This window comes from Bradyrhizobium sp. HKCCYLRH3073 (assembly GCF_051167995.1).
Lineage (GTDB): Bacteria > Pseudomonadota > Alphaproteobacteria > Rhizobiales > Xanthobacteraceae > Bradyrhizobium.
This window is the reverse complement of sequence record NZ_JBNPUD010000005.1, coordinates 216,675-233,172: the sequence shown is the minus strand read 5'-3', so window position 1 is coordinate 233,172 and position 16,498 is coordinate 216,675. Positions and strand designations below refer to the sequence as shown.

13 protein-coding genes are annotated in these 16,498 nt (G+C 64.7%); all 13 read right to left on the bottom strand.

Annotated features, from left to right (window positions below; all coding sequences use genetic code 11):
* Positions 1-95 precede the first annotated feature (95 nt).
* The gene (locus ACQR1X_RS14845; RefSeq protein ID WP_316180696.1) at positions 96-1,202 is read right to left on the bottom strand and encodes a polyamine ABC transporter substrate-binding protein; all 1,107 of its coding nucleotides are present in this window, start codon (positions 1,200-1,202) and stop codon (positions 96-98) included.
* A gap of 12 nt (positions 1,203-1,214) precedes the next feature.
* Positions 1,215-2,378 (bottom strand): aminotransferase, encoded by a 1,164-nt coding sequence (locus ACQR1X_RS14840; RefSeq protein WP_316180694.1) that lies wholly within the window; start codon positions 2,376-2,378, stop codon positions 1,215-1,217.
* A 9-nt stretch (positions 2,379-2,387) separates the two neighbouring features.
* Positions 2,388-2,717, bottom strand: a complete 330-nt coding sequence (locus tag ACQR1X_RS14835; protein ID WP_315714496.1) for a rhodanese-like domain-containing protein — start codon at positions 2,715-2,717, stop codon at positions 2,388-2,390.
* A gap of 108 nt (positions 2,718-2,825) precedes the next feature.
* On the bottom strand, positions 2,826-4,748 hold the full coding sequence (locus tag ACQR1X_RS14830) for a potassium transporter Kup (RefSeq protein ID WP_315803101.1): 1,923 nt from the start codon (positions 4,746-4,748) through the stop codon (positions 2,826-2,828).
* A gap of 150 nt (positions 4,749-4,898) precedes the next feature.
* Positions 4,899-6,797 (bottom strand): potassium transporter Kup, encoded by a 1,899-nt coding sequence (locus ACQR1X_RS14825; protein WP_434899096.1) that lies wholly within the window; start codon positions 6,795-6,797, stop codon positions 4,899-4,901.
* A 280-nt stretch (positions 6,798-7,077) separates the two neighbouring features.
* Positions 7,078-7,908: a flagellar motor protein MotB gene (locus ACQR1X_RS14820; RefSeq protein WP_315803099.1), complete on the bottom strand. Its 831-nt coding sequence runs from the start codon at positions 7,906-7,908 to the stop codon at positions 7,078-7,080.
* A gap of 36 nt (positions 7,909-7,944) precedes the next feature.
* A complete protein-coding gene (locus ACQR1X_RS14815; protein ID WP_315714499.1) occupies positions 7,945-8,718 on the bottom strand; it encodes a motility protein A in 774 nt (257 codons plus the stop codon).
* A gap of 164 nt (positions 8,719-8,882) precedes the next feature.
* Positions 8,883-9,245, bottom strand: a complete 363-nt coding sequence (locus ACQR1X_RS14810; protein WP_315803098.1) for an Hpt domain-containing protein — start codon at positions 9,243-9,245, stop codon at positions 8,883-8,885.
* The gene (locus tag ACQR1X_RS14805) at positions 9,242-11,431 is read right to left on the bottom strand and encodes a hybrid sensor histidine kinase/response regulator (RefSeq protein ID WP_315803097.1); all 2,190 of its coding nucleotides are present in this window, start codon (positions 11,429-11,431) and stop codon (positions 9,242-9,244) included. Before ACQR1X_RS14805 ends, ACQR1X_RS14810 begins: the two co-directional genes overlap by 4 nt.
* A 289-nt stretch (positions 11,432-11,720) precedes the next feature.
* Positions 11,721-12,440 carry an RraA family protein gene (locus ACQR1X_RS14800; RefSeq protein ID WP_315803096.1) on the bottom strand — a complete coding sequence of 240 codons (720 nt, stop codon included), beginning with the start codon at positions 12,438-12,440 and terminating at the stop codon, positions 11,721-11,723.
* A gap of 110 nt (positions 12,441-12,550) precedes the next feature.
* Positions 12,551-13,441 (bottom strand): CDP-alcohol phosphatidyltransferase family protein, encoded by an 891-nt coding sequence (locus ACQR1X_RS14795; protein ID WP_315803095.1) that lies wholly within the window; start codon positions 13,439-13,441, stop codon positions 12,551-12,553.
* 87 nt (positions 13,442-13,528) lie between these two features.
* Positions 13,529-14,263: a phosphatidylserine decarboxylase gene (locus ACQR1X_RS14790; protein WP_316216409.1), complete on the bottom strand. Its 735-nt coding sequence runs from the start codon at positions 14,261-14,263 to the stop codon at positions 13,529-13,531.
* A 93-nt stretch (positions 14,264-14,356) separates the two neighbouring features.
* Complete coding sequence (locus ACQR1X_RS14785; protein WP_434899095.1) at positions 14,357-16,330, bottom strand: ABCB family ABC transporter ATP-binding protein/permease; 1,974 nt, start codon at positions 16,328-16,330, stop codon at positions 14,357-14,359.
* Positions 16,331-16,498 lie beyond the last annotated feature (168 nt).

Below are 16,498 nucleotides of genomic sequence, written 5' to 3'. Positions count from 1 at the left end.
GAGTCATTGCGAGGAGCAACGCGACGAAGCAATCCAGATCTTCTTCTCAGCCCTGGATTGCTTCGCAGCGTTCGCAATGCCGGCAGCAGCGCTGGCTACCGCCCGGTCTTCACCTTCGTCCAGAGCCGGTTGATGACGCGCTGCGTCGCGGGCTCGCGGGCGGTGATGACGAACAGCTTCTTCAGCGTCGTCTCATCCGGATAGATGTTCTTGTCGCCAAAGATTTTTGGATCGATCAGCTTCTGGCTCGCCAGGTTGCCGTTGGCATAGGACAGGAAGTCGGAGTTCTTGGCCGCGACCTCGGGCCGGTAGAGATAATTGATCAGCGCATAGGCTTCGGCCACGTGCGGAGCGTCAGTGGGAATCGCAAAATTGTCGAAGAACATCTGCGCGCCCTCTTTCGGGATTGCGTAGCCGATCTCGACGCCGTTCTTCGCTTCTTCCGCGCGGCTGCGCGCCTGCATGATGTCGCCGGACCAGCCGACGACGAGGCAGATCTCGCCGGTGGCGAGCGCGCTTAAGTATTCCGACGAATGAAACTTGCGCACGGATGGTGCGACCTTGCCGACCACCTCGGCCGCCTTCTCCAGATCGGCCTGCCTGGTCGAGTTCGGGTCGAGGCCAAGATAGTTCAGCGCCGCCGGAAAGATGTCGTCGGCGGAATCCAGCATGTGGACGCCGCAGTCCTTGAACTTGGCGAGGTTCTCCGGCTTGAACACCATGTCCCAGCTGTCGATCCGCGCGCCGGGCCCCAGGATCTTCTCGACCGCCTTGACGTTGTAGCCGATCCCGGTCGTGCCCCACATGTAGTTGGCGGCGAACTGATTGCCGGGGTCGTAGGTCGCCAGACGCTCGGTCACGGCGGGCCACGCATTGACGAGATTGGGCAGCTTCGACTTGTCGAGCGGCTGGAATATCTTGGCCTTGATCTGGCGCTGCAGGAAGTACGCGGTCGGCACCACGACGTCGTAGCCGGATTTGCCGGCGAGCAGCCGCGTCTCCAGGGTCTCGTTGGCGTCGAATGTGTCGTAGACCACCTTGATGCCGGTCTCCTTGGTGAAGTCGTCAAGGACACCGGGCGCCATGTAGTTCGACCAGTTGTAGAAGTTGACGACACGCTCCTCTGCGCGACCGGCCGCCCCCGTGAGCGTCAGCGCCGCGACAGCCAGCGCCAGAGCCGAACCCATGCAGCCGCGCGTCATCACTCGTGTCTCCTAGCGCCGGTGGATGGCGTCCGAGAGGCGCTCCAGCGCCGTATCCAGGGTGGCGTCCTTCTTGGCGAAGCAGAACCGCACCACGGACGTCACGGCATTCGTCTCGTAGAACGCCGACACCGGGATGGCGGCCACCTTGTAGTCGTTGACGATGCGACGGCAGAACTGCTCGTCGGTCTCGTTGAGGCCGAGCGGCGAAAGGTCGACGGTCAGGAAGTAGGTCCCCTGCGCCTTCAGCACGGGAAAGCCCAGGCTTTCGAGACCGGCCGTGAGCCGGTCGCGGCTGCGCGCGAGCTCGCTGCGCATGTTGATGAAGTAGTCGTCCGACTTGCCGAGGCCGTAGGCGACCGCGACCTGCAGATTCGGTGCCGTCGTGAAGGTCAGGAATTGATGCACCTTGGCGGCGACGCGCAGCAGATGCGGCGCGGCGCAGACGAAGCCGATCTTCCAGCCCGTCAGCGAGAAGATCTTGCCGGCCGAGCCGACCTTGATGGTGCGGTCGCGCATGCCGGGAATGGTGATCAGCGGGATGTGCGCGCGGCCGTCGAACACGACGTGCTCCCAGACCTCGTCGCAGATCGCGACCGCGTCGAACTCCTGGCAGAAGCGCGCCAGCAGCTCGAGATCCTCGCGCGGGTAGACCACCGCGGCCGGGTTGAGCGGGTTGTTGAACAGCACCGCCTTGGTCTTTGGCGAGAACGCCTGCCGCAGCATCTCCTCCGACAGCCGCCAGTGCGGCGGCTCCAGACGGACGAGGCGCGGAATGCCGCCGGCCTGGCGGATGATCGGCAAGTATGAATCATAGACCGGCTGGAAGCAGATCACCTCGTCGCCCGGCTCCACCACCGACAGGATCGCCGACGTCAGCGCCTCGGTGCCGCCGGAGGTGACCATGACCTCGCTCATCGGATCGAGATCGAGCTTGTGCCAGTGCTTGTAGTGCGCGGCAATGGCCTGGCGCAGCTCCGGCAGGCCCATCATCGACGGATACTGGTTGTAGCCGTTGAGGACCGCGTCGGCCGCGGCACGGCGGATATCCTCCGGACCCGGATCGTCGGGAAAGCCCTGCCCCAGATTGATCGCGTCGTTGTCGCGCGCGAGCTGCGACATCTGCTCGAAAATGGTGACGGGCAGGTCGGCAAAGACCTTGTTCTGCGAGATCATGATCGCCTGTCAGCCGCCAGTCCTGGTCGGCAGGCCAGCCGCCTTCCAGCCGAGCATACCGCCCTGGAGATGCTTGTCGTAGGGCAGACCGGCGGCCTGCGCGGCCAGCGAGGCCGTGACCGAGCGCTTGCCGGAGCGGCAGGCGAACACGACGTCCTTGCCTTGCGGATCCGGGATCAGCTTCGGGTCGAAGCCCGACAGCGGAACGACGACGCCGTCGGGATAGGCTTCCGCAGAAACTTCATTCGGCTCGCGCACGTCAACCAGAAGAATTCGCCCTTCCGCGATCCCCTGGGCCACGTCCTGCGGGGTCAAATCGTGCACAACAGCCACGCCCATCCTCCAAGCCTTCAGCAGGGCCATATCGGCCCCAATCTGGTCGCCAAACTCACCCCAGACGCTACGAAAATCAAGCGCTTCGGCACGCTGAGGAGACGGGTCTCGAGCTCAGATCGTAACCTGGGTGCCGACCTCCACCACCCGTCCGCTCGGGATCTGAAAATAGTCGGTCGCGTCGTTGGCGGAGCGGCTCATTGAGATGAACAGGTGATCCTGCCAGCGCGGCATGCCTGAATGCGCAGCCGGCTTCAGCGCACGGCGCGACAGGAAGAACGAGGTCGACATGATGTCGAACTGCCAGCCGAGCTTGCGCGCGATCGCAAGTGCGCGCGGCACGTTGGGCGATTCCATGAAGCCGAAGCGCAACGTCACCTTGGAAAACGTCGGACTGATCTGCTCGAGGCGAACCCGTTCGGACGGCTCGATGCGCGGCGTCGGCGCGGTCTCGATCGTCAGGATGACGTTCTTTTCGTGCAGCACCTTGTAGTGCTTGAGGCTGTGCATCAGCGCGGTCGGCGCGCTCAAGGGATCGCTGGTCAGGAACACGGCCGTGCCGGCCACCCGCTGCGGCGGACGCTTCTCAAGCATGGTCACGAGATCGGCGAGCGGGAATTCGAGCTTGCGCGACTTGTCGAACAAGAGCCGGCTGCCGCGCCGCCACGTGTACATCAGCGTCATCACGAAGCCGCCCAGCGCCAGCGGCACCCAGCCGCCTTCGAACACCTTCAGGAGATTCGCCGCCAGGAAGGTCAGATCCAGGAACAGGAACGGCGCGATCAGCGCGGCCGCCGCAATCGGCGACCATCGCCAGACCTTCCAGATCACGACGAAGCCCATCATGGCCGTGACGACCATTGTGCCGGTGACCGAGATGCCGTAGGCCGAGGCGAGCGCGCTCGATGACTTGAACATCAGCACCAGCAGCATGACCGAGATCAGCAGCAGCTTGTTGATGCGCGGAATGTAGATCTGGCCCGAATGCGCCTCGGAGGTGTGGCGGATCTCGAAGCGTGGCAGCAGGCCGAGCTGAATCGCCTGCCGCGTCAGCGAATAGGCACCGGTGATGACGGCCTGGCTCGCGATGACGGTCGCCATGGTGGCGAGCGCGACCATCGGGATCAGCGCCCACTCCGGGAACATCAGGAAGAACGGGTTCTCGATCGCCTTCGCGTCGGCGATCACCAGCGCCCCCTGCCCCAGATAGTTCAGCGCCAGCGATGGCAGCACGATGAACAGCCAGGCAGTCTGGATCGGCCGCTTGCCGAAATGGCCGAGGTCGGCGTACAGCGCCTCGGCGCCGGTGACGGCCAGAAACACCGCGCCGAGCGTGACGAAGCCGATGATCCCGTGATGCAGCATGAAGGTCACGGCATTCAGCGGGTTGATTGCCCACAGCACCTCGGGATGGCGCAGGATCGGCGGCAACGCCGCAATGCCGATCACCAGGAACCAGATCAGCATGATCGGACCGAAGAACGCCGCAACCTTGGCCGTTCCGCGCGCCTGGACAGCGAACAGCGCGACCAGAATCACGACGGTCAGCGGCACGACGTAGGGCTCGAACGCTGCCGTGACCAGCTTGATGCCCTCGATCGCCGACAGCACGGACAGAGCCGGCGTGATCACCGCATCGCCATAGAACAGCGCGCCTGAGATGATGCCGAGCAGCACGATGATGCTGGCGCCGCGCGCGACTCCGCGCTGGGCGAGCGCCATCAGCGCCAGGGTGCCGCCCTCGCCGTGGTTGTCGGCGCGCAGCAGGATCACGACGTATTTGAGGGTCACGACGACGATGAGAGCCCACAGGATGAGCGAGATCACCCCCATCACGGCGTGAGGCGCAGGCTCGCCGCTGCTGCTCGCAGCCAAGACCGCTTCACGCAACGCGTACAGCGGGCTGGTGCCGATGTCGCCATAGACGACACCGATGCTTCCCAGTGTCAGCGCCGCGAAGCTCGCCGTGGAATGGGCGTTGCCATGCCCGTTGGTCGCCGGCGCTTCCGCGGGCGTAGCTGCGACGTCGACTGTCATGGGGTAGCCCCCTCGAGGACTCGTTAATGCTTCACTGCACAACGCGGCAGAGCGCGCGGCTTATAGCGGCAGCGCGTTACGACGGACCCGTCGGGAATGCGCCTCAGCCATGCATTTAAGCATGCACGAGCCGTCAGGGAAGTCCAGCGATCAAATCGTTACCTGGGTACCTACTTCGACGACCCTGCCCGTGGGAATCTGGAAATAGTCCGTGGCGTCGTTGGCCGACCGGCTCAGACCGATGAAGAGATGGTCCTGCCAGGTCGGCATGCCCGACTGGGACGATGGCTTCAACGAGCGGCGCGAGACGAAGAACGACGTCGACATGATGTCGAACTGCCAGCCGAGCTTGCGCGCCACCGCGAGCGCGCGCGGCACGTTCGGGGATTCCATGAATCCGAAGCGCAGCCGCACCTTGGAAAACTTCTCGCTGATCTTCTCCATGCGCACGCGCTCCGAGACATCGACCCGCGGCGTCTGCGCGGTCTCGATGGTCAGGATCACGTTGTGCTCGTGCAGCACCTTGTTGTGCTTGAGATTGTGCAGCAATGCGGTCGGCACCGAGGTCGGGTCGCTGGTGAGAAACACCGCCGTGCCCTTGACGATGTGAGGAGGCCTCTTCTCCAGGCTGGTGATCAGGTCATCCAGCGGAACCTCGATCTTGCGCGTCTTGAGCACCAGGATCGCCGAACCACGCCGCCAGGTCCAGATCGTCACGACCATCGCGGCACCGAACAGCAGCGGAACCCAGGCTCCTTCGAGCAGCTTCAGCAGGTTGGCGCTGAAGAAGGTCATGTCGACGATGACGAAGGGAGCGATCACGGCGGCCGCCACGGCCGCGCGCAAGTTCCACAGCTTCCAGATCACCACGAAGCCCATGATGCCGTCGGCGACCATGGTGGTGGACACTGCGATGCCATAGGCGGAGGCGAGATTGCTCGAGGTCCGGAACAGCAGCACCAGCAGCAGCACGCCGATCAGCAGCAACCGGTTGACCCGCGGCAGATAGATCTGGCCGGCATGGCTCTCGGACGTATAGCGCACCTCGAAACGCGGCAGCAGGCCGAGCTGGACCGCCTGGCTGACCAGCGAATAGGCGCCCGTGATCACGGCCTGGCTCGCGATGACGGTCGCGGCGGTGGCCAGCACCACCAGCGGCAGCAGCAGCAGTTCGGGCACCATCCGGTAGAACGAATTCTCGATCGCGGCAGGATCGGACAGCACCAGTGCGCCCTGCCCGAAATAGTTGATCAGCAGCGCCGGAAGCACGAAGAACAGCCAGGCCGACTGGATCGGCTTGCGGCCGAAATGACCGAGATCCGCATAGAGTGCCTCGCCGCCGGTGACCGCGAGGAACACCGCGCCCAGGGTGACCAGGCCGATCGTGCCGTGCGAGAGCAGGAACTGCACCGCATAATAGGGATTGATCGCCGCGAGCACGGAGGGGTCGTCGCGGATGTGGACGAGTCCCATCAGGGCGAGGGTGGTGAACCATGTGACCATGACCGGGCCGAAGGCGGAGGCGACGCGCGCCGTCCCCTTGCTCTGGACCGCGAACAGTACGACCAGGATGAACACGGTCAGCGGCACGACGTAGTGCTCGAGCGCGGGCGCCGCGAGCTTGAGGCCTTCGACCGCCGACAACACCGAAATCGCCGGCGTGATCATCGAGTCTCCGATGAACATCGAAGCGCCGATCACGCCCAGCGACATCAGGAACAGGCTGCGCCGACCCAAGGCCCGCTGTCCGAGCGCCATCAGCGACAGCGTTCCGCCCTCGCCGTTGTTGTCGGCGCGGAGCAGCAGCAGGACGTATTTGGCCGTCACCACGATGAACAGCGACCAGAGGATCAGCGAGAGCACCCCGAGCACGATGATCCGCGACACCGGCTGCCCCTGAGCGGCGCCGTGCGCGGCCTCGCGAAAGGCGTAGAGGGGCGAGGTGCCGATGTCTCCGAACACCACGCCGATGCTGCCTAGCGTCAGCCCCCAGAACCCCGACGTGCTCGCGGTGTCCTGTCCTTCGGTCGATGTCGCGCTGGCCGTCATGTTGCTCGGAACGCATCTTCTCTGTTTGGCCCGGCGCGTGTGAACGTAGACCGTTCGCAGGTCAAGTCTCTAGCGTAAGCAGACCGCTGTTCCCAGGTCGCAACCAAACGGCATGGCTGACACGGATGTCGCATGCCGCATCGCGGCAAGTGCCTTTAGCCCAGGCATCCTGAGGCAGATGTCGGATCTACCCCCGGCGAATCAAGTGCCCGCTGATGCTCTTCGTTGCCGTTCGCAAGCCGCCATGCGGCATTATGATGCGGCAAGCGAAGCATCCCGGCTACGGCTTCAGATCGGGCGGCAATGGCGGGTCTTCCCGCATCAGGGTGATCGTCACGCGGCGGTTGGCTGCCAGCGACGGGTCGTCGGGAAACAGCGGCTGGGTGTCCGCCTTGCCGGAGACGGCATAGATGTGGCTCGCCGGCAGCCCTTCCCGCTCCAGGATCTGGCGCACCGCATTGGCGCGGTCCGCCGACAGGTCGAAGCCGCCATAGTCGCTGCGGGCGGGAACGAAGCCGGCGGCCGTGTGCCCGGTGATCTGGACCCGAAGCGGGGTCGCCTTGAGCGGGGCAGCCAGCTTCTCGATCAGGCGTCGCGTGCGGTCGAACGGCACCTTCGAGCCATCAGCGAACATCGACCGCCCGTCCTGGTCGACGATCTCCAAGTTGAGACCCTGCTTGGTCTCTTCGAACATGATGTGCTTGGAGATCTCGGTCATCTCCGGCATGTCCTGCAGCGCCTGGCGCAGCGAGGCGGACGCCAGCGCGAACTGGCGATCGATCTTCAGCTTGGCGCCATTGGTATGCTGGCGCTCCTCCTGCTCGGGGCTCGGCTCGCGCGCGGTCTCCTCCGGCGAGATGTGGGCGGCGTTCTTGAGCTTCGGCCGGGTCGGCAGGCCGTCGGATTCCACGATGCCCGAATAGCGCGACTCGGTCTGCACGCCGAAGGCGTCGCGCATCGAGCCTGCGACGACCTTCAGCTTGGCGTTGTCCATGGTCGAGAACGCGACCAGCATCACGAAGAAGCTGACCAGAAGTCCCATCAGGTCGGCAAAGGTCACGAACCAGCCGTGACCGCCGCCATGCGCATCGCCCCGCTTCTTCTTGGCCATTGCCTACCCCACCCCGGATCGCCCCGCCGCAGCCGATCAGGCCGGCACGGGCTCGCCTTCGGCGTGGCGATGCTTCTCCGGCAGATAGGCCAGGAGCATTTCGCGGACCAGGGCGGGACTCTTGGAGTCGCGGATCATCAGGATTCCGTCGATGATCAGCGTCCGGTTGGTTTCCTCGTCCAGCAGCTTGCCATGCAGCTTGTCGGCGATCGGCAGACAGATCAGGTTCGACACCAGCGCGCCGTACAGGGTCGCGAGCAGCGCGGTCGCCATGAACGGGCCGAGCTTCGAGGGGTCGGTCATGTTGGCGAACATCTGCACCATGCCGATCAGCGTGCCGACCATGCCGAACGCCGGGGCGCAGTCGCCGATGGCGCGATAGATCTTGCTGCCTTCGTCCAGATGCATCAGGAAATTGTCGCGGTCACGCTCGAGATTGTCGCGGATGAATTCGAGGTCGTAGCCGTCGGCCACGTATCGGATTCCCTTGGCGAGGAACGGCTCGTCGGTCTCGACCTTTTCCAGGCCGACCGGGCCCTGCTTGCGCGCGATCTCGGCGATGCGGGCGAGCTCGTCGACGAGCTCGCGGGCCGACAGGCGGCTCATGGTGAAAGCGTACTTCATTCCAAGCGGAACACCGTGCAGCATGACGCCCAGCGGGAAGCGAATCATGGTGGCTGCGATCGAACCGCCGAAGATGATGATTGCGGCGTGCTCGCTGACGAACATCTCGAGATCGCCGCCCAGCAGCATCATCGTCGCGATGACGATCACGCCAGCCACGAGCCCCGCACTCGTCATAATATCCATGAGTCAACTCCACCGCGTACGCAAACCACGGACCCTGCCGGACCGACGCGGTGCTTCTGGACCGCATGTCACGACACTAAATGTCCGCCATTAAGGACGAGTTACTGAATTCGGTAGGCATAATGAAAGGTAAACAGCAGCGCCGCAGACGACGCCGACCTCGCTCAAGCGACCGACGATCCGGACTTGAGCAGGTTCGCCGCGGCGAAGACGGCTGACTGATCGAATGATCGCTGCATCTTGTGGACCATCTCCAGCATCTGCGCCGGCTCCATCGTCGCCGATCCCACCTCGAGTTCGCGCGACAGGCGCGACAGCGCCGAGAAACCGAACGTCGCCGACGAGCTCTTGATCGAATGCGCCTCGCGCCTGAGTTCGAGGCGATCCTCGAACTTGGCCGCAAGCGTGCCGAACTTTCCGGACGTGTCGTCGAGGAACGTGCGCAGGACCTCCAGCGCATCCTCCTCGCCGAGCTCGGAGACCAGGATTTGATAGACGGATTCGTCGAATTGCACCCAGTCGGTCATGCGACAAGCCTTTCCTTGTGTGTAGCAGCGGCCGCGCGAAGCAGAGCGGCATTCAGTCGATCGCGCGTGACCGGCTTGGTCACGAAGTCGTTCATGCCGGCGTCGGTGCACGCCAGATGATCCTGGCTGGTGGCGTTGGCCGTCAGAGCGACGATGTAGATGTCCTGCGCGGGCGGCGGCAGCGAACGGATCATCCGCGTCGCCGTGAGCCCGTCCATCTCGGGCATCATCATGTCCATGAGCACGAGGTCGTAAGGCTGCTTCTGCACGGCTGCGATCGCCTGCGTGCCGTTCTCGACGATGTCGTAGCCGTGACCAAGCTTGTCCAGGAGCTTTTTGATGACGAACTGATTGGTCAGATTGTCCTCGGCAACGAGGATCTTCAGCGGCGCGAGGCTGCCCGGACGTTCCTCGGCGATCGTCTCGCCGACCGGCACGATGGTCGCCTCGGGCGCGCTCACCTGCTCGACGTCCGGCTGCGGCTGGACCTGGATCGAGAAGGTGAAGGTGCTGCCCTCGCCCACCTTGCTCTGTACCTTGATGTCGCCGCCCATGCAGGTGACGAGGCGCTTGCAGATCGCGAGCCCCAGACCGGTGCCGCCGAAGCGGCGCGAGATGGAATTGTCGACCTGCGAGAACTGCTTGAACAGCCGGCTGACGGCGTCTGCGGGAATGCCGACGCCAGTATCGGCGACCGAGAACACCAGCGTCAGGTTCGGCCCGGCAAGGTTCTCGGCACGCACATCGATATGGACGCCGCCCGATTCGGTGAATTTGAGCGCATTGCCGACCAGGTTGAACAGCACCTGGCGCAGCCGCGCGGGATCGCCGACCACGTAGTTCGGCACGTCCGGCGCGATCGACGTCGTCAGTTGCAGGCCCTTTTCCCTAGCGCGGGACACCAGCAACTCGGCGGTCGCCGTCACCGACCGGTGCAGGTCGAACTCGATGTGCTCGATCTCCAGACGATCGGCATCGAGCTTGGAGAAATCGAGGACATCGTTGAGCAGTTGCAGCAGGTAATCGGCCGACTCGCGCAAGGTTGTCGCGATCTTGCGCTGCTCCGGCGCGAGGTCCGCCGACAGCAAGAGATCGGCAAGGCCGATGACGCCGTTCATCGGCGTGCGGATCTCATGACTCATCATCGCCAGGAATTCGGAGCGCGCCCGCGTACCTGCCTCGGCGGCATCGCGTGAGGCGGCAAGTCCCGCCTGATAGCGCGCAATCAGGATCGTGATGATGCCGATGACCACCGTCAGCAACGCCCCGACCAGCAGATCACGATCGCGGTTGAGCTTGAAGGCGCTGAAGATCTCCTCGGAGGCCTGACCGACGATGACCACCAGCGGCAGATCCTTGATGCGCTGGAACGAGTAGATGCGCGTGATGCCGTCGATCAGACTTTTGAAGGTGTAGAAGCCGCTGCTTCTGTGCTGAATGGCGCTCATCACCGGGCTGCCGGCGAGCGAGGATCCCACGCCCCCCGGACCGGCCGAGGCCCGTGCGCGCACGATGCCGTCGAGACCGAGGAGTGTGACATTGCCCTTCTTGCCGAGATCGACCGAATTGTAGAAGCTCGACAGATATTCGGGGTCGAGCGAGACCACCACCACGCCGCCGAACGAACCGTCCGGCATGATGATGCGGCGGGTCAACTGGATCGACCATTTGTTGGAGACACGGCCGAAGATCGGCTTGCTGATGAAGAGAAAATCATCCTTGCCGTCGGCATGAACGCGGAAGTGCTCGCGGTCGCGCAGGTCGAGGCCGCGCATCTTCGGATCGATGTTGCTAGACAGCATGATGCCGTCCTTGCCGATCACGACGACCTGAAACGAGAAGTCGGACAGGAACTGGCTGTTCTTCGACCATAGCGACATGTCGAAGTTGTGCGGGTCCCTGGCATAGGAGTCGCGGACGTAGAGCAAGGTCTGATCTGCCGCGCGGATCGAGCGGATGATCTGCTCCTCGAACGCGCGGGCCAGATTGGCGCCGTTCTTCAGCGCCGACTGCTCGGTGCGCGTATACTCTTCGGAGATCGTGTAGAAGATGCCGGCCCACACCAGCGCGATCGCCGAGAGGCCGATCGCGGCACTGCCGAAATGTCCGATCAGCCGAACCATCCTGTCGACGGTCCGGTCGACCCGCCCGAACAACGGCCTCGATTTCGATATCAGCCTGCGCATGTCCTTCGCCCTCGGGCGACATGCCTATCGGGACGGGCTAGCCATCAGGTAAAGCTTGATGGATAAAATCTTCTCAACGAGCGACGGCCGCTTAACCTTCGGCGAGTCCCGGCCTGTTTGCGGGTAATTCGTCACCGCGTTCGACATTTTCGGCCGAAGCTCAGTCGTCCCCCCGTAGTCATCCGGATGCGGTTGCAGCGTCGCAGTTCGGCGAGCGCCCTGCGCAAGGCCGGCGAGCCGCACCGTCGAGCGGCACGGCTCGCTCATTTGGACCGGAGCGAAGCGACGCTCAATGAATCTCCGCCGACCGCTTCAAGGCGGCCTTGAGCTTCTCGAGCGAGAAATCCGCAGACCGCGCGATGTCCAGGATCGGCGTTTCACGGCGCGCGCACAGCTCGGCCGCCTCGGGAAGCTTCGCGGCGATGTCGGCGGGGATGACGATCGCACCATGGCGATCGGAGTGGATCAGGTCGTCCGAGCGCACGGTCATCCCGGCGACGCGGACCTCGCCGCCAAAGCTCTCGGCATGCACCCACGCGTGCGACGGACCGATCGAGCCCGCCAGAGCCTGGAAGCCGGCAGCCCATTGCGGAATGTCGCGGATCGATCCATCCGTGATCACGCCGAGGCAGCCGAGCGCCTTGTGGACGTTGCTCTGCACCTCGCCCCAGAACGCGCCGTAGCCGATGTCGGGGCCATCGATATCCTGGATCACGACGATGCGCGGACCATGACCGGTGCCGACATATTCGTAGTAGTCGGTGCGCCGCCTCGCCTGCTCGTCCGCCGGCAGGCCCGACTTGACGACGGACCGGATCGTCGCCGTCCGCGCGTAGCCGACCATGGGCGGCAGGTCCGGGAACGGGCACACCAGCGGCTTGGTCGTGTAGCCGATCAGGCGGCGCTCGGGCGCCACGATCTCCATCGCGTTGCAGATGGTCGGCGTGTCATAGCGCGCGAGCGCCTCGAGGACGGAAGCAGCGAGGGGCGCGGCGGCAGTGCTTGTCACGGGCGTTTCTCCGGATGATGCGGACGGCATTCGCGGGCCGTCCTTGGCCATCCGGTATAACTGAGGCGCCGAAGCCGGCAAAGCGCGGGCTCGGTCGGGGCGCCCTGCGCTCAGTGCAGCCGTTCCGGCGGCCGCTGCCCCTGCTCCGCCGCCGGCACGCCGGTCGGCGCAAAAGCCGTCGTGGATGAAGACGAGGCGTGCGACGCTGCAGCCGCGGCACCAAGGACCGCGGCGTGCCGCGCCGCCTGCTGCCGATACAGCCGCCAGCCGAACGGAAGGCTCAGGATGTAGAGGATCGATCCGGCCGACAGGATGTGCCAGGGATAGACCACCAGCAGCGCGACGAAGAACACCACCGCGGCGAACACCGGCAGCACGAGTTCGGGCGAGACGCGCATCCGCGCGGTCTTGCCGGAGAACACCGGCAGCCGCGACACCATCAGGAAGGCGATCAGCAGCGTGTAGAAAGCCGTCAGCAGCGCCGGCGGCCTCGGCAGGTCCAGGAACGCCAGATAGACGGGCAGCAGCACGGTGATGGCGCCAAGCGGGGCCGGCACGCCGGTGAAGAAATTGGCGGCGAAGGGCGGCTTGTTGGGATCGTCGATGCTGGCGTTGAAGCGCGCCAGCCGCAGCCCGCCGCTGATGGCGTACATCATGGCGGCGATCCAGCCGCCGTCGTGCAGCTCATGAAGCTGCCAGAAGTACAGGATCAGGCCGGGCGCCACGCCGAAATTGACGAAGTCGGCCAGGCTGTCGAGCTCGGCACCGAACTTCGACTGGCCCTTGATCATGCGGGCGATGCGACCGTCGATGCCGTCCAGGAAGGCGGCGAAGACGATGGCGCCGACGGCGAGCTCCATCCGCCCCTCGGTCGACAGCCGGATTGCGGTGAGGCCGGCGCAGATCGCCAGCAAGGTGATCATGTTCGGCACCAGCAGCCGCACCGGGATCGGGCGGAAACGGCGGCGGCGCAGTTCGGGAGAGTTCAGATCGAAGCTCATGATCACACCACGTGTGGTTTGTCCGGGACCTTGTGCCTGAACACGGCTCAAGGTCTCCTTAATGGGTCACCAGCGGGCAGCGACGGTTCACTGGCTCCGGAACGTCAGGCCGGGCACGGGCACGTCGAAATCGGCCAGGATCGTCTCGCCGGCGATGGCGGTCTGCCCCTCCGAGACCAGAACCTCAGTGCCGTCAGGAAGATAGACGTCGAGCCGCGAGCCGAAGCGGATCAGGCCGAAGCGCTCGCCCGCGCCAATGGTCTGCCCCTCGCGCACGAACGACACGATCCGGCGCGCCACGAGGCCGGCGATCTGGACCACGCCGATCCGGCCATGCGGCGTCGAGATCGCGAGCGAGTTGCGCTCGTTGTCCTCGCTCGCCTTGTCGAGCTCGGCATTGATGAAGGCACCCGGACGGTAGGAGATCTTCTCGATCCGGCCGGCCACCGGGCTGCGGTTCACATGGACGTTGAACACGCTCATGAAGATCGAGACCCGCAGCAGCGGCCGGTCGCCGAGGCCGAGCTCGGCCGGCGGCAGGGCGCGCGTGATCATGGAGATGCGTCCGTCGGCCGGCGCCACCACCAGCCCTTCCCGCTGCGGCGTGACCCGGATCGGGTCGCGGAAGAACAGCGCGCACCAGACGGTGAGCAGCGTGCCGATCCAGCCGAGCGGGGTGAATATCCAGAACAGGATCAGGCTGACGAGGGCAAATCCCCCGATGAAGGGGTAGCCTTCCGGGTGGATCGGCGGGATCTGAGCGCGGATGGAATTGCTGATCGACATGGCCTGCTTCGTTGAGTGTTGTCGCCCTGACCTCAGAGCGGACCGCCGCCTTGACTAGGTCGATGGCCGGCGAAGGTCAAAATGAATCCTTAATGCAGTCTTGAGTTCAGATCAGGGCGGTCCGCAGCATCATTCGGCGGCGCTGGCTACCCGTCCCGCCAGATCCGGCCCGGCGACGTCCGGTTCGCCCCGATCAGGCGGATTGCGGTTCGGCGCAGTCGCCTCATCGCCGATCTGCGCCAGTTTTTCACGCGCCTCCTCGGCCTCGCGCTGCCGGTTCCACATGCCGGCATACAGCCCGCCTTTGGCCAGCAGCTCGGCATGGGTGCCGCGCTCGGCGATGCGACCCCGGTCGAGCACGATGATCTCATCGGCCGCTACGATGGTCGAAAGCCGGTGCGCGATCACGAGCGAGGTGCGGTTGCGCGACACGCCATCGAGCGCCTCCTGGATCTCGTGCTCGGTATGGCTGTCCAGCGCCGAGGTCGCCTCGTCCAGCACGAGGATCGGCGGCCCCTTCAGGATGGTGCGGGCGATCGCGACGCGCTGCTTCTCGCCGCCGGAGAGCTTGAGGCCACGCTCGCCCACCTGGGTCTCGTAGCCCTTCGGCGCCATCCGGATCAGACCGTCGATCTGCGCGAGGCGGGCCGCCTCCTCGACCGCGGCGTCGTCCGCATCCCAGCGTCCGTAGCGGATGTTGTAGCGGATGGTGTCATTGAACAGCACGGTATCCTGCGGCACCATCCCGATCTGGGCGCGCAGCGACACCTGGGTAACATCGCGGATGTCCTGGCCATCGATCAGAATGCGGCCGCCGGAGACGTCGTAGAGCCGAAACAGCAGCCGCGAGATGGTCGACTTGCCAGCACCGGACGGCCCCACGATCGCGACCGTCTTGCCCGCCGGCACCTCGAAGCTGAGCCCCTGCAGGATCGGCCGCTCCGGCTCATAGGCGAAGCGGACATCCTCGAAGCGGACGTTGCCGGAGGTCACCACCAAAGGCGTCGCTTGGGGTGCGTCCTTCACCTCGGCATCGCGCGTGAGCACGCCGAACATCTTCTCGATATCGATGATGGCCTGCTTGATCTCGCGATAGACCATGCCCATGAAGTTCAGCGGCTGGTAGAGCTGGATCATCATGCTGTTGATCATGACGAAGTCGCCGACGGTGTTGCGTCCCTGGCGCACGCCCTGGGCGCACATCAGCATGGCCACCGTCAACCCGACCGTGAAGATCACGGCCTGCCCGGCGTTGAGCACCGCCAGCGAGGTATAGGTCTTCACGCTGGCCCGCTCGTAGCGCTCCATCGAGCGGTCGTAACGTTCCGCCTCGCGCGCCTCGGCGCCGAAATATTTCACCGTCTCGTAGTTCAAGAGCGAGTCGATCGCCTTGGTGTTGGCGTCCGTATCCGAGTCGTTCATGCGGCGCCGGATCTCGATGCGCCACTCGGTCGCGATGTAGGTGTAATAGAGATACGCCGCGACCATGGTCAGCGTGACCAGCACGTAGCGCCAGTCGAACTGCCACAGCAGCACCGCGGTCAGCAGCGAGACCTCGACGATGGTCGGGATCAGCTGCAGGATCACCATGCGCACGATGGTCTCGATCGCGTTGCGGCCGCGCTCGAGCACGCGGGTCAGGCCGCCGGTCTTGCGCTCCAGATGGAAGCGCAGCGACAATTCGTGCATGTGGACGAAGGTGATGGTCGCGAGCTTGCGCACCGCATGCATGGCGACACGGGCAAAAATACCGTCGCGCCACTGCGTCAGCACCGCCATCAGCACCCGAATCCCGCCGTAGCTTGCCGTCATGACGATCGGCGAGGCCACCAGCCAGAACGCCCAGTTATCGGGCGCGATCGGCGCGGTGTTGGCGCCGGTCAACGCGTCGGTCGCCCACTTGAAGGTGAAAGGCAGAACCAGCGTCGCCACCTTGGCCGCGAGCAGCAGCACCACGGACCACAGCACGCGCATCTTCAGATCGGCGCGATCGCTCGGCCAGATGAAGGGCCACAAATGGCGCAGCGTACCGGCCAGCGTTCCCTGCTCGAGGGACGATGACGGCTGGTTGGCGGCTGCTTCGGAGGAGGAATCGGGCGGCATCAAACGTTCTGGAACAGCGAGTGTTTTGGCATGTTGTGATGCCGGGGCGTTGCCTGCGTCATATAGAGTGTCCGGGCGCCGGATGCACCGGTACGTCGACGGAATCCGTTACCGCGGCGCAGTATTTGCATACTCGTTTTCGGACAAATGGACCCATTCAGCCTGCAT

What these genes read in the sequence shown, in the direction of transcription:
- ACQR1X_RS14845 (WP_316180696.1), bottom strand. Translation starts at nt 1,202, where the DNA reads ATGACGCGCGGCTGCATGGGTTCGGCTCTGGCGCTGGCTGTCGCGGCG.
- ACQR1X_RS14840 (WP_316180694.1), bottom strand. Translation starts at nt 2,378, where the DNA reads ATGATCTCGCAGAACAAGGTCTTTGCCGACCTGCCCGTCACCATTTTC.
- ACQR1X_RS14835 (WP_315714496.1), bottom strand. Translation starts at nt 2,717, where the DNA reads ATGGGCGTGGCTGTTGTGCACGATTTGACCCCGCAGGACGTGGCCCAG.
- ACQR1X_RS14830 (WP_315803101.1), bottom strand. Translation starts at nt 4,748, where the DNA reads ATGACAGTCGACGTCGCAGCTACGCCCGCGGAAGCGCCGGCGACCAAC.
- ACQR1X_RS14825 (WP_434899096.1), bottom strand. Translation starts at nt 6,797, where the DNA reads ATGACGGCCAGCGCGACATCGACCGAAGGACAGGACACCGCGAGCACG.
- ACQR1X_RS14820 (WP_315803099.1), bottom strand. Translation starts at nt 7,908, where the DNA reads ATGGCCAAGAAGAAGCGGGGCGATGCGCATGGCGGCGGTCACGGCTGG.
- ACQR1X_RS14815 (WP_315714499.1), bottom strand. Translation starts at nt 8,718, where the DNA reads ATGGATATTATGACGAGTGCGGGGCTCGTGGCTGGCGTGATCGTCATC.
- ACQR1X_RS14810 (WP_315803098.1), bottom strand. Translation starts at nt 9,245, where the DNA reads ATGACCGACTGGGTGCAATTCGACGAATCCGTCTATCAAATCCTGGTC.
- ACQR1X_RS14805 (WP_315803097.1), bottom strand. Translation starts at nt 11,431, where the DNA reads ATGCGCAGGCTGATATCGAAATCGAGGCCGTTGTTCGGGCGGGTCGAC.
- ACQR1X_RS14795 (WP_315803095.1), bottom strand. Translation starts at nt 13,441, where the DNA reads ATGAGCTTCGATCTGAACTCTCCCGAACTGCGCCGCCGCCGTTTCCGC.
- ACQR1X_RS14785 (WP_434899095.1), bottom strand. Translation starts at nt 16,330, where the DNA reads ATGCCGCCCGATTCCTCCTCCGAAGCAGCCGCCAACCAGCCGTCATCG.